The sequence below is a fragment of the Mycobacterium sp. genome, assembly GCF_049683935.1.
GTDB lineage: Bacteria > Actinomycetota > Actinomycetes > Mycobacteriales > Mycobacteriaceae > Mycobacterium.
The window spans coordinates 1-12,604 of record NZ_JBAUJR010000356.1 but is presented as its reverse complement, the minus strand read 5'-3'; the positions used below and the strand labels follow the sequence as shown (position 1 = coordinate 12,604).

General features: G+C 67.2%; 9 protein-coding genes and 1 tRNA gene. 2 read left to right on the top strand and 8 right to left on the bottom strand.

From position 1 onward, the window contains the following. Nucleotides 1-38: 38 nt before the first annotated feature. Entirely contained in the window at nucleotides 39-1,259 is a 1,221-nt protein-coding gene (locus WA965_RS20725; protein WP_526302607.1) for an Ig-like domain-containing protein, read from the bottom strand. 162 nt (nucleotides 1,260-1,421) lie between these two features. On the opposite strand from WA965_RS20725, the gene WA965_RS20720 reads away from it, so the two are divergent. After that, nucleotides 1,422-1,497: transfer RNA gene (locus WA965_RS20720), tRNA-Lys, on the top strand. Between the two features lie 23 nt (nucleotides 1,498-1,520). On the opposite strand, the gene WA965_RS20715 is transcribed toward WA965_RS20720, so the two are convergent. The 4 genes from WA965_RS20715 to WA965_RS20700 all read right to left on the bottom strand — a co-directional run bounded on the left by WA965_RS20715 (nucleotide 1,521) and on the right by WA965_RS20700 (nucleotide 6,341). Then, nucleotides 1,521-4,184: a S15 peptidase family protein gene (locus WA965_RS20715; protein ID WP_526302605.1), complete on the bottom strand. Its 2,664-nt coding sequence runs from the start codon at nucleotides 4,182-4,184 to the stop codon at nucleotides 1,521-1,523. 183 nt (nucleotides 4,185-4,367) lie between these two features. Then, on the bottom strand, nucleotides 4,368-5,051 hold the full coding sequence (locus tag WA965_RS20710) for an MspA family porin (protein WP_526302609.1): 684 nt from the start codon (nucleotides 5,049-5,051) through the stop codon (nucleotides 4,368-4,370). 133 nt (nucleotides 5,052-5,184) lie between these two features. After that, nucleotides 5,185-5,562 carry a hypothetical protein gene (locus WA965_RS20705; RefSeq protein ID WP_526302603.1) on the bottom strand — a complete coding sequence of 126 codons (378 nt, stop codon included), beginning with the start codon at nucleotides 5,560-5,562 and terminating at the stop codon, nucleotides 5,185-5,187. Between the two features lie 551 nt (nucleotides 5,563-6,113). Beyond that, the gene (locus WA965_RS20700; RefSeq protein WP_526302601.1) at nucleotides 6,114-6,341 is read right to left on the bottom strand and encodes a DUF3618 domain-containing protein; all 228 of its coding nucleotides are present in this window, start codon (nucleotides 6,339-6,341) and stop codon (nucleotides 6,114-6,116) included. Between the two features lie 97 nt (nucleotides 6,342-6,438). Between WA965_RS20700 and bcp the strand changes: the two genes are divergently transcribed. Further along, complete coding sequence (gene bcp, locus WA965_RS20695) at nucleotides 6,439-6,912, top strand: thioredoxin-dependent thiol peroxidase (RefSeq protein ID WP_526302599.1); 474 nt, start codon at nucleotides 6,439-6,441, stop codon at nucleotides 6,910-6,912. A gap of 7 nt (nucleotides 6,913-6,919) precedes the next feature. Here bcp and WA965_RS20690 read toward each other — a convergent pair whose 3' ends face one another. The 3 genes from WA965_RS20690 to WA965_RS20680 all read right to left on the bottom strand — a co-directional run. After that, on the bottom strand, nucleotides 6,920-8,293 hold the full coding sequence (locus WA965_RS20690; protein ID WP_526448022.1) for a dipeptidase: 1,374 nt from the start codon (nucleotides 8,291-8,293) through the stop codon (nucleotides 6,920-6,922). Between the two features lie 64 nt (nucleotides 8,294-8,357). Beyond that, a complete protein-coding gene (acpS, locus tag WA965_RS20685) occupies nucleotides 8,358-8,750 on the bottom strand; it encodes a holo-ACP synthase AcpS (RefSeq protein ID WP_178357014.1) in 393 nt (130 codons plus the stop codon). Nucleotides 8,751-8,779: 29 nt separating this feature from the next. Further along, nucleotides 8,780-12,604 (bottom strand): beta-ketoacyl synthase N-terminal-like domain-containing protein (locus tag WA965_RS20680; protein ID WP_526448021.1); only part of this gene is annotated, 3,825 nt, incomplete at its 5' end.

Sequence of the window (12,604 nt, the reverse complement as noted above, 5' to 3'; positions counted from 1 at the left end):
ACTCAGGTAGGCGGCGCTTCTGCGTTCATCAGGCCACGTCAGATGTTGGCGTTGCCCGCTTCCCACTGATCCCAGGGGACGTTCCAGTCGCCCAGGCCATCGGTGCCGGGCAGCGTCGATCCGACGGTGTTGACGATCTCGACCACGTCACCCCGCTTGGAGTTGTTGTAGAACCACTGGCCGTTGCTGGTGCTCACGTTGATGCAGCCGTGGCTGACATTGCTGTAGCCCTGACTGCCCACCGACCACGGCGCGGCGTGCACATAGATGCCGCTGTAGGAGATCTGGGTGGCCCAGTCGACCTCGGTTCGGTACCCGTTGGGCGAGTTGACCGGAACCCCGTAGGTGGACGAATCCATCACCATCTCGGACAGGCGGTCGCCGACGATGTAGACACCGTTGTTGGTCGGGGTGCTGTTCTTGCCCATCGACACCGGCATGCTCTTGATGACCTCGCCGTTGCGGCGCACTGTCAGCGTCTTGGTGCTGTCGTCGACGGTGGTGATCACCGCGTCGCCGATGGTGAAGCGGGTGGAGACGTTGTCCTGACCGAACAGGCCGTCGCCGAGGTCCACGCCGTAGGTGTTCACGGCGACATCCACAGTGGTGCCCGGCTTCCAGTACTCCGCTGGGCGCCAACGCACTTCGCGATTGCTCAGCCAGTAGAAGGCGCCGTCGACGGGGGGGTTGGTCTTGACGGTGATCGCACGCTCGGCAGCGATCCGGTTCGGGATGTTCTCGTCGAACCGGACGGCCACCGGCTGACCCACACCGACGACCTCGCCGTCGTTGGGCAGCAGGTACGGCATGGTCAGGTTCTCGGGCGAGTGCGTCTCGAACGTCATCTGCTGGCTGGTCGCGCCGCCGAGACCGAGGGACTGCGCGGTCAACGTGTACCGCTTGTTGTACCCGAGCGGCTCCGCGGTCTCCCACGTCAGCCCGTCCTCGGACAACTCACCCTCGACGGCCTGGCCGTCCTCGTTGACCATCGACACCGAGCCCAGGACGCCGAACTCGGCGCTGACGGCCACGGGCGAGTCGACACTCACACCCACCGCACCGTCCTGGACCGACGAGGTCAGCTTCGGCACCAGCAGATCACCGAAGGGAGTGCCCTTGTCGGTGATCACCTGCGGCTGGGGCGGTTCAGAACCTCCGCCGCATGCGGTCAGGGCCAGCGCAATCGCCGGAACCAGCGCAGCGGCCACCAACCAGCCTCGACTCCGCCGTCCACGGGTCCCCGTGTTGACCTGCGACATACTCCGCTCCACCTCACATAAAGATTTGCTCGAACACGCAACGCGTTGCCGCTCAGTCTACGGTCAATTCGGACTGGGAGTGCGACAGCGACGTCGATCCCCGGAACCGCCCGGACGTGGTGATTTCTTCCAGTGCCGACGGCCTGTTATTGTCTCACACGCGCGCCGTTAGCTCAGTTGGTAGAGCAGCTGACTCTTAATCAGCGGGTCCGGGGTTCGAAACCCTGACGGCGCACCACAAGGGGCTCAGCGGCTGTCCGATCAGGCCGCCACCGCATCCGCCACAGGCTCGTCCAGGGCGCCCAGCGTCGCACCGGCGACGGTCGGCAGCACGATGTTGATGCCGTCGACGTTGATGAATCCCACCTGGAAGAGGTTGAAGTACGGCGTGGCCGAACCCACCAGTTGCAGGGTGAGCCTGTCCCCAGGCTCCATGGTGTAGGCGATCTGTTCCATCGCGATGGTCACCGTGTGGGTGCGTCCGTCGAGTGTCACCGGTATCGGCGTGACCAGGTTGCCGAGGACCAGACCGGAGTCCTCGTCGACGAGTTGAGCGTAGATGTGGCGACTGGTGCCCAGTCCCGAGTAGCTGAACGTCAGTTCGGGGGCGCCGACGATCTCAGCGGTGCTGTCGGGGCCTGTGATCTCGACATTCAGCGCCAGCCAGGCGTCCGAGGCGACGGCCGGCGACAGAATCGCCGGCGTGGGCGACTGCGTCTGCGGCCCGGAACCTCCGAGCAGCGGGATGATGGGCAGGAAGCCGCCGACACCCTCGGTGACCAGAGGCTCACCGTAGAAGGCCGGGTCGGAGGGCAGCGAGTCCGAGAAGTGATAGTCGCCGTTCTGGTCGAACCACTCGAACCGCGGCCCGGTCGGAACCAGTTCGTTTCCGTTGACGTACTTGTCCAGCCAGGCCAGCGTCGAGTTCATCAGCAGCGGTTCCTGCAGGGGGTTCAACGGATCCAGGCAGATCCCGTGACCGCCGCAGGCCCAGATCATCTCCACTGGAACGCCGTTGGCATCGAGCAGCAGCGCGTTGGTGACCGACTGCGCCAGCGTGAACAATCCGTCGGCGGTGCCCTGGATGATCAGCGTCGGCGCCGTGATGTTACTCACCAGCACGGTCGGGCCGCTGCTGGCCAGGATGGCCTGCTGGGTCTCGGTGATGATCCCCAACAGGTCACCGAGGATGACGGCCGGATAGATCTGGGAGTTGATCCGGGCGCCCGCCTCCAGCAGATCCAGTGCCAGCAGGGTGCCCCATCCGGATTTGAAAGCCGCTGTGGGATAGAGGGCCTCGATCAGTGAGTTCCAGGCGATGACGGGGACGATGGCTTCGATGCGGTCGTCGATTCCCGCGGTCACCAGCTGTATGCCGCCGCCGTACGAACCGCCGACCATGCCCATCGTCGGATCCCCGGGTGCGTCGAGTTGCGTCTCCGGGCGGTTGGCGACCCAGTCGATGAGGTGCTGGACATCGCGGCCCTCGAAGAACGGATTGTCCAGCTGCAGCACCCCGCCGGATGCGAATTCGCCGCGGGGGTCCCAGGTCACGACGTTGAAGCCGGCATCTCGCAGCGGCACCAGACCGGGCACCAGTCCGAACACGATCGTCTCGGAGGCCGGGTCGATGTTGCCGGCGCTTCCCAGCCCCGGTCCGTTCAGCACGGTCGTCGCGGTCTCTCCCGCCCCCAGCCCGGACGCCGGGAAGAAGTTGGTGCTGATCTGCGTGCCGTCGAAGGAGGTCACCATCGTGGTGAACGCGACCGGGGCGCCGACGGGTACCAATTCGCCGACGTTGACGTCGAGCTCGGCGAACACCCGGTAGCCGATGATCGGCTGCAGAAGGGCGCCGAGGATCGGCACCTGCTGCAGGCCCAGCACGATGGGTTGGACAAAATCGCCGAGTATCGGCACCAGCTCCAGCAGCGCCACCAGCGCGGTCTTCTGGCTGACCATCACGGTGAACTGCTCGGTCCCGCGGGATTCCACTACGGACAGGTCCGGTAGGAACGAGAAGGTGCCGTCGGCGTTGAGAGTCACCTTCCCACCCTGATCCGGCCCGTCGACGAGCGTGTAGATCAACGGCCTGCCGCGCGCGTCGGTGGCGCCGACGTCGCCGTAGATCACGCCGTTGGTGAAGTCGAAGGTCGGATCGACCGCGATGGGGCCGCTGGACAAGAGCTGGTCTCGTCGTGCGGCCGCCGCCATCGCCCACTCCAGCGGCGAGGTCAGCGGTGGCACGGCCGGTCCATCGCTCGCGAACGGGTTCAGCCCCCCGATCACCAGACTCTGAACCGAACTGGACACCGGCGCGGCGACGGCCACCGGTGCGGCCGCCCCTGCAGTAGGAGTCGAATCGGTCGGCATCCGACCCGCCTTCACCTCCGGGCTGGCCAGCCATGCCTGGGCCTGGGTCTGATCTGTGGTTGGTTCCTCGGCCACCGCGGGATCGACATCGGGTTCGCTGAGGGTGCGTTTCTCGGCCGCGGATTCGCCCGTGACGTTCTCTACCCGCGTCGCCCGCGAGTCGTCTGCGTCGCCGATGACCTCGGGCTCTTCGTCCAGCTGCTGCTCCCCGGCCGCTTCGTCGTCGCCGTCCTGGGCGTCGCCAGGGTCATCGTCATCGGCGTCATCATCGTCACCGTCATCGTCACCGTCATCGACGTCGACGGAGTCGACGGCGTCAGGGGCATCGGCGTCGTCGGTGTCGTCATCACCCTGCGCTTCGTCGGCACTGTCCGCGTCCGACGCTGCTCCTTCCGACGCCTCGCGCACCGAGCCCTTCCGGGTGTTCGCCGGACCCGACGAGTCGTCGGTGTCGGCGGAGCCCTGTGAGGACCGGTTCGACTCGGATCCGGACGGGGCCTCCGCAGAGGCGACGCCATACCCTGAGAGGACGGCGGTGCCTATACCGATCGCCACTGCGAGTCCACCGACACGACCGATATAACAGGCAGCACTCATGGTTCCCCCTGGGGGCAGACGAGACACAGAGAAGATATCCCCGGCCGTCACCCAGAAGTCGACGAATCACCGGATATCTGCCGCCAGAACGCCTTTGGGCGACAGCTGTTTTCTCTGGCAAACAATCCGGCGTTCGACGCTTCAGACCTTCGTCGTCTCCCCGTAATACGCCAGGATCGCGTCGGAGACGTCGGTCGAGCGGGTCAGGACCGCGTACGAACGGATGAAGGACTCACCGACACAGCCATCGATCTTGATCCGGAATCCGTCGACCATGACCCAGGGCTCGGCGCCGGTGAACTCCTTCTCGGTGATCGGCACGATATTGATGATCCCGGGCTTGAGTCCGATCGTGATGCCGCCGCCCAGATTCCCGGCGACGCCGGGGAGGATGCCATCCGGGAATGGCCCGATGGTGTCGACCCCGAGGATTCCGATCGACGGGGTGATCCCCGCCGTTCCGGTCAGTGACACGCCGTTGGACGTGCTCATGTCGATGCCGCAGCCGATCTGATAGCCGACCTCGAGCACACCGCGCGGCGGTTCGTCCTCGGCCGGGCCGGTCATGGATCCGGTGTAGGTACCGCCGACCTCGTACTCGCGTGTGGACAGCGCCGTGGTCAACGGCGGGATGTGCCGCTGGGTTTCGTCCCTGGCACCCATGGTCAGCGTCCAGCCATCAGGGCTCGTGGTCGTGACCGGCGGCGGAGACACCACCGCACCGTCGGGGACCGGAATCGCCGCTTCCGGCGCACCGGGGACCGCGGCGGCGGCTTCTGCGACGACGGGTTCGACACCCGGCTCAGCCGATGCCGACGGCGTCATGAGCGCGCCGGCGAGCAGGCAGCCGACCGACAACACGAGGGGACGGATCACGACACACCCCCTTCTCCGTTATCAGGACGTGACGTGAAGGGAATTTACAGTGTCTAGATATTTCGTAAGCGAGCGGTGGGCGTCAGCGGGCACCGGGGCCGGTCTGACCCAGTAGCGGGTTCGCCGCCGCCGCGCCACCACCCTGCGCGGCGTGCTCCCGCTGATGCTGCTGGATCGCGCTCATCAGGGGGTTGCCCTTCATCAGCTGGCGGCGATCCTCTTCGGAAAGCTCATAGAAGGTCCACATCCCCCACGCCGCAGGACGTACGTAGAGGGTGACCTTCTGCCGCTTGCGGGTGTTCTGCGGCAGCATGGCCGGAATCGGCACCACCCGGTCCAGCGTCACCGCGCTGACGAGCTCCGCGGCGAGTTGGTCGACGTCGGTCGAATCCTGGAGTTCGTACACCGATGACTGGTGACTGGGCTGCGCCGGGCCTTGCAGGGCGAGAAACCACGCCATGGTGCATCTCCTTTGCTCGTCATGGAACAGCGCCAGCGTAGAGGAACCCGGAATCCGGGTCGCCCGCGGCGTCGCCCCGAAAGAGACCGCAGCCACGCATCTCGGCAGGTGTAGAACTTTAGCCAATTTACGGTCATGCATAATTTTGTCGGATTTGCGCCACCCTTGCTCCAGCTGTGCTAGAACTCACAGGCAAGTACCTGTCACCAGGGAGTTTGTGCCATCGCTGACGGGTACGACGATTGCCAGGATCGTGAATTTGGTTGCCGTTGCGCTGGGTGAATGTGCAAATCGGTGCTAGGGTGCTGTTAGCTGACAAGCGCCACGCCCCTCGGGCACAGGGCGCAGAGTACGAATCGAGGAATTAGCTGATGTCAAGCCTGGGCGAACCGCTGGCATCCGGTGCCGACCGCGTCGACATCGCTTTGAGCGTAGCTACACAACGCCCCGTGATCGTGCACTCCTGCAACCGCCTGGGTCGCGTGGCCAATCCGCCGGGATTCTCCTTCAGCGACTGGTTCCGGTCAGGCCGTCGGCGCTGATCGGCGCTCTCAGGGTTGCCGGATGCGGCGTACCGTCAGCACGATCAATAGCGCGCCCACCCCGGCCAGCGAGATGGCCACCGGTGGTTGCTTGACGAAACGCACCACCCCGGCTTTGAGATCGTCGGCGACCCGGCGAGGATTGGCCCTGGTCGCGAGGGAGTCGACCGTCAAAGCCAGTTGATCGCGCGCCTGATCGATCTCCTGCTTGATGGTGTCGGGATCCCGATCCGCCACATCTGCCTCCATTGCTTACGCGCTTGCCGCACTACCCTAGATCAGCCGGCGCGCACCGCAGCGCCCGGTCGACAGATCGACCAGAGGAACCGTGCCGATGCCACAGACCCCCAGACTCGAGGCTGGCGACAAAGCGCCTGCGTTCAGCCTCCCCGACGCCGACGGAAACACCGTGAAGCTCTCCGATTACAAGGGCAGGAAAGTCGTCGTGTACTTCTACCCGGCCGCATCGACGCCCGGTTGCACCAAAGAGGCCTGCGACTTCCGGGACAACCTCGGCGAGCTGAACGCCGCGGGCCTCGACGTCGTCGGCATCTCCCCCGACAAGCCGGCGAAGCTTGCCAAGTTCCGCGACGCGGAGGAACTCACCTTCCCGCTGTTGTCGGATCCAGACCGCAAAGTCCTCGAAGCCTGGGGCGCCTATGGCGAGAAGACGATGTACGGCAAGACTGTGCAGGGTGTCATCCGCTCGACGTTCGTCGTGGACGAGAAGGGCAAGATCGCGGTGGCGCAGTACAACATTCGCGCGACCGGACATGTCGCCAAATTGCGACGCGACCTATCGGTCTGAGCCGGCCTCAGCCACCCAGTGAGCGCAGCAGCAGGGCCTCGGCCGTCGCGGCACGCTCCAGCACACCCAGGTGCAAGCTCTCGTTGACGCTGTGCGCCTGGGTGTCCGGGTCCTCGACGCCGGTCACGAGGATCTTGGCTTCCGGAAACGCCGCGGCGAACTCCGCGATGAACGGGATCGACCCGCCGACACCAGTGTCGACCGCAGCGTGACCCCACGCTTCGGCAAACGCTTGTCGGGCGGCGTCGTAGACCGGGCCGGTGGCATCGATCGCATACGGCTGGCCGACGTCACCGGGTGTCACCGTCACCCGGGCGCCCCAGGGGGCGTGTCGCTCGAGATGACGGGTCAATGCCGCGAGGTGCTCGGCCGCGTCGCCGCCGGGTGCCACGCGCATGCTGACTTTGGCCCGGGCTTTCGGGATCAGTGTGTTCGACGATTGCGCGATCGGCGTTGCGTCGATGCCGATGACGGTGATCGCCGGCTTCGCCCAGAGCCGTTGCGCCACCGAGCCTGAACCGATCTCGCTGACCCCGTCGAGCAGGCCGGTGTCGGGGCGCACGCGCTCGGGTGTGTAGTCGACGTCTGAAGCGGTTGCTTCGTGAAGGCCGGCCACCGCGACGGTGCCGTCGTTGTTGTGCAGACTCGCCAGCAGACGAACCAGGACCGTGAGCGCGTCGGGCACGACACCGCCCCACATCCCCGAATGCAGGCCGTGGTCGAGAGTGGCGACCTCGACCACACAGTCCGCCAACCCGCGCAGTGACACGGTCAGGGACGGCACGTCGGTGCTCCAGTTGTCCGAGTCCGCGATGACGATGACGTCGGCGGCGAGCAGGTCGCGGTGCGCCGACAGCAGGCGCGACAGCGACGGTGAACCGGACTCCTCCTCCCCTTCGACGAACACCGTCACACCGACCGGCGGCGCCCCGCCGTGGGCGCGGAATGCCGCCAGATGTGTTGCGATGCCGGCCTTGTCGTCGGCGGTGCCACGCCCGTAGAGCCGCCCGTCGCGCTCGGTCGGCTCGAAGGGCGGCGACACCCACTGCGAGGGGTCACCTTCGGGCTGCACATCGTGGTGGGCGTACAGCAGCACCGTGGGCGCTCCCGGCGGCGCGGGATGGCGGGCGATGACGGCAGGGGCGCCTCCCTCAGCGACGATCCGCACGTCGTCGAACCCGGCTTGCGACAACAGCTTCGACACCGCCTCGGCGCTGCGCTGCACTTCGGGACGGCGGGCGGGATCGGCCCACACGGATTCGATGCGCACCAACGCCTCGAGGTCGGCACGCACCGACGGCAGTACGTCGCGCACCCTGGCCACCAGATCACTCATGGCGTACACGCTAGATGCTCTCGATGGCCGCGACCGCGCGCGCATGCACACGATTGGCGGCGCGTCGATGTGCAGACCCGCGCGCTCGCGGTGCAACTGACACCAAGTGCTAGCGCTCCTCGAGCACCGCGACCGCGGCCGCGGTGTCGGCCTCATGGGTCAGCGACAGGTGGATCGTCACCTCTTTGAGGTGCTCGGCGATGGCACCCGAGAGGCGCACCCGGGGCCGTCCCCACATGTCGGTGACCACCTCGATGTCACGGTGGATGCCCTCGGGCAGCACCGGTCGTTTCGAGAACCGCGACCCCGACCAGGCCTTGATCACCGCCTCCTTGGCCGCCCACCTCGCCGCGAGGTGGCGCGCCGCCGACGAACTCTTGTCGGCGGCGTCGCGCCGCTCACCGGGGGTGAACGTCTCGGCGAACACCGTGCCCGGCCGGTCCACCTGCTCCGCGAATTCGGGGATGGAGACCAGATCGATGCCTATCCCGACGATGCCCACACCGCAGCACGCTATCTCACTCGTCGACGCTAGTACTCGCCGTCGACGCCGAGTCGCGATGCCGCGTCGAGCAGCATGGCCGCCTCCTGCGCCTTCTCCGGATGGTCGTGGTCGAACCGGCGTCCGTCGGGCCGCTCGTACATCGGCTTTCCGCCGGCGATCGCCGAGGCCAGCCTGCGCTGCCCCGCCAGGCTCCGTTCCAGCGCCCGAGCCGCGTACTCGTCACGCTGCTCGGCGCTCAGGGAGGCCATGAAGGCCTGCGGGTGCACCAGGGCGACCAGGCCCGAGACGTGACCGAAGCCCAGGCTGGTCACCAGACCGGCCTTCAGCGGGTACTTGTCCCCCAGCCGCAGCGTCTCGCGCGGCCACACGAAGTGCGCCGATGTCGAGAGTTCCTCGTCGACACAGTCCAGGCTGCGGTTCGGCGGGATGACGCCGTCGCGCAGGATCTGGCACAGACCCATCATCTGGAAGACCGCCGCGCCGCCCTTGGCGTGCCCGGTGAGGCTCTTCTGGCTGACGATGAACAGCGGGGCACCGTCCGAACGACCCAGCGAGTCAGCCAGCCGCTCGTGCAGCTCCTGCTCGTTGGGATCGTTGGCCAGCGTGGAGGTGTCGTGCTTGGAGATGACGGCGATGTCGTCAGCTCCCACTCCCAGCCTGTTGAGCGATTTGGCCAGCACCGACTCCCTGCCACCGCGACCCGCGCCCAGAGCGCCGAGCCCCGGAGCGGGGATCGAGGTGTGCACACCGTCGCCGTAGGACTGCGCGTAGGCGACGACGGCCAGCACCGGCAGGCCCATCCTGACGGCCAGGTCGCCCCGGGCCAGCAGGATCGTGCCGCCGCCCTGCGCCTCGACGAAGCCGAGCCGGCGACGGTCGTTGGCGCGGGAGAACCGCGAATCGCTGATGCCCTTCGCCCGCATCACCTCGGTGTCGGCGGTGGCGGCCATGTCACCGAAGCCGATGACGGCTTCCAGTGTCAGGTCGTCATAACCGCCGGTGACGACGAGTTCGGCCTTGCCGAGCCGGATCTTGTCGACACCCTCCTCGAGCGAGACCGCCGCGGTGGCGCACGCCCCGACCGGGTGGATCATCGATCCGTAGCTGCCCACGTAACTCTGGATCACATGCGCGGCAACAACGTTCGGCAGCGTCTCCTGCAGGATGTCGTTCGGCTTGTTCTTGTCCAGCAGGTTGCCGTGGAACATGGTCTGCATCGAGGTCAGCCCGCCCATGCCGGTGCCCTGCGTGCTGGCGACCAGGCTGGGGTGCACCCAGCGCATCAGCTCTGTCGGCGAGAAGCCGGCAGAGAGGAACGCGTCGACGGTCGCGACGAGGTTCCACAACGCCACCCGGTCGATCGAGTTCGCCATGTCCGGGGTGATGCCCCAGACCTGCGGGTCGAAGCCGGTCGGGATCTGCGCGCCGACCGTGCGGGACAGCTTGGTCTTGCGTGGCACCCGAATCTCGGTGCCCGCCTTGCGGATGACTGTCCAGTCGGCGCTGTCGGGCACCGGGCTGATGACCGTGTGCTCGGGATCGAACTCGACGAACGCACGCGCATCGGCCTCGGACGACACCACGAAGGAGAAGTCCTTGTCCAGGAACACCGACACCAGCAGCGGCGCCGAGTGATCCGGATCGATCGCCGCGTCACCGACGAACTCACGGATGCCGACACGTTCGACGACCACATCGTGGTAGCGCTCGACCAGGTCCGACTCCTCGACGAGGTCACCGGATTCGGTGTCGTACCAGCCTGGTTTGGGATCGTCCTCCCACTTGATCAGACCGGTGGTCCAGGCGAGCTCGAGAACACCGGCTGCCGACAGTTCGTTGTCGACCTCCATCTCGAAGCGGGTCCGCGACGATCCGTACGGGCCGAGTTCGGCACCGCCGACGATGACCACCAGATCGGCGGGGTCGACATCGAGGTCGTCCCACTCCGGCGGCGGCGCCGCGACGGCGGGCCGCGGCGGCGAGGGCAGTGCCGCGATCAGATGATCCGCGGCCTCCTCCTCGGCATCGGCGTCGGCCGGGCCTGCCACCGCTTGCTCACGGGCCTTGGCGGCCAGGGCGGACAGATCCAGATCGACCTCGGCCAGTCCGCCGGTCAGGTCGGCCTGCACGGGTTCCCGCGCAGCCGCGACCTTCGTCTCGACGTCGCACAGGGCCAGCAGCATGCTCGCCATCTGCTCGGTGGAGTAGGTGGTCACGCCGGCTTCCTCGACCCCGTCGACGATGACGTCGTTGTGGCCCATCAAGCCGGTGCCGCGGGTCCAGCCGATCAACGCGTGCGCCAGGCTGACTCGCTGCGCCCACGAGGTCTCGGCCTTCCACCGGGACACGACGGCGTCGAGTGCGGACTTCGACTCGCCGTAAGCGCCGTCACCGCCGAACATGCCGCGGTTCGGGGAGCCCGGCAGCACCACGTGCAGGCGTGCCGCGATGTCGCGGTCGGCGCCGATGTGGGACAGGCCGGCGATGAGCCGCTGCACGGCCCACAGCAGCACCTTCATCTCCATCTCGGAGCGCGACCCGGCGTCGGACAGATCGCCGCCCACTCGCGGTGCCGCGAACGGGAACAGCAGTGTCGGCGTGAGAGCGTCCTTGAGGTGGATCGATTTCGGCCCGAGGCTCTCGGACTGCTCGGTCCCGACCCACTCCGCCAACGCGTCGATGTCGTTGTAGGAGGCCATGTTCGCCGGCAGCACCCACAACTGCGCGCCGAAGCGGGCGTGGTCGCGGTAGAGGCTGCGGTAGAACCCGAGCCTGCTGTCGTCGAGTTTGGACGTCGTCGCGATGACGGTCGCACCACCGTCGAGCAGTTGCGCCACCACCGACGCCGCGATCGATCCCTTCGAGGCGCCCGTCACGACGGCGACCTCTTCGGTGTAGCGACCCTTGCCCGGGTTCTCCGCACCGGCAGCGGCGCGGGCATAGAGCGAGGCGTGGATGTTCAGTCCCGCGGCCAGCGCCTTGCCCTGCCAGTAGGTGGCCTGGGTGCCGACCACGTGTCCGGCACCTTCGAAGCGCTCCGACAGGTGAGCCCAATCGGCCTCGATGTCGTCTTCGGCCATCAACCAGATCTTGGCCAGATCCTCACGCGCACTGGCCCACCGGTCGTCGAACAGCACCGCCTTGCGGCTGTCGAACGCCGGGGCGACCAGACGGGGCCAGTCCGAACCGAGTTCGGCGGTGACCAGGTCGATGAGCTCGGCGTCCGCGGACGGCTCCGGGGTGACGAGCGCGGGACCGTGTCCCAGCTGATCGAGGATCGCCCGCGCCGCCGTGGCGAGCACCCCGTCAGGTCCGGTGACCTGCTCGGCGAACTCGCCCAGAGCAGCGGAGTCCACGACGCCACCCGCGGCACCGCCGGCGGACGGCAGTGACACCGGCACACCGAGACGCGCTCCCACCGCGGACACCGCGGCGTCGATCACCTTGTCGACACTGGCGGCGTCCCCCAACGCGCCGTCGTGCAGACCGCCGAGCGCCCCGCCGCGCACGCTGGATCCCTCTCGGGTGCCCAGCGCGACCTCGACGGTCACATGCTTGGCCCAGCCGTCGCCGAGTTCCCAGGTCTTCTTGACCCGCTCGGTGATGTAGGCGGGACGCTTGCCGGACGGCCCGAAGACGGTGCGCAGCTGATCGTTGATCGCGTCGGACAGCACCGGGCCGAAAGGCTTGTACGTCCGGGCCAGCTTGGTCACCTGCGTCTTCAGACCGGCCAAATCGGCTTCCGCGGCACCGTCGATGGCGCCGAGGTTGAGCTCCGACCCGAGGTCGACCAGCATCTGGTTGCGCCGTGACGACGCGCCGTCGGTGATGGACTCGATGGAGACCAGCGA